Source organism: Streptomyces sp. M-16 (genome assembly GCF_052114405.1).
Classification (GTDB): Bacteria; Actinomycetota; Actinomycetes; order Streptomycetales; family Streptomycetaceae; genus Streptomyces.
Genome location: NZ_JBFRER010000370.1, coordinates 1 through 351 on the forward strand (window position 1 = coordinate 1; position 351 = coordinate 351).

Below are 351 nucleotides of genomic sequence, written 5' to 3' on the forward strand. Positions count from 1 at the left end.
CTCTTGGTGTGGCGTTCTTCGATGCTGACCGGGTGGTGGCGTTCGCGCCAGGCGCGGGCCTTGGCCCGGAACCGGGACGGCACGAGGTCCCCGGCCTCGCAGCCGCGGGCCGGGTTGGGTGCTTCGGGGTCCAGGAAGTGCGCTTCGAGGCCGGCCGCTCCGGCGGGATCCAATTCGCTGGTTTCGTCGATGATGATCCGGGCGTGCTGCCAGGAGATCGTCCCGGCCTGCAGGGCGGCCAGGGTCAGCGGCAGCCCCGCCGTCAGTGCCCGGGAATCGGACAGCAGGGCGCCGGCGGTGCGTTCGCTGACAGTCAGCACACACCCGACCTCGGCGACCAGCGCCATCGCC

Annotated in this window: 1 protein-coding gene; it reads right to left on the reverse strand. The window is 72.1% G+C overall.

Annotation, left to right across the window (positions count from 1 at the left end; translation table 11 throughout):
- Positions 1 to 320, reverse strand: a 320-nt coding sequence (locus AB4039_RS42610; RefSeq protein ID WP_442273361.1) for a hypothetical protein, incomplete at its 3' end; no start/stop codon positions are given.
- Between the last annotated feature and the right edge of the window lie 31 nt (positions 321 to 351).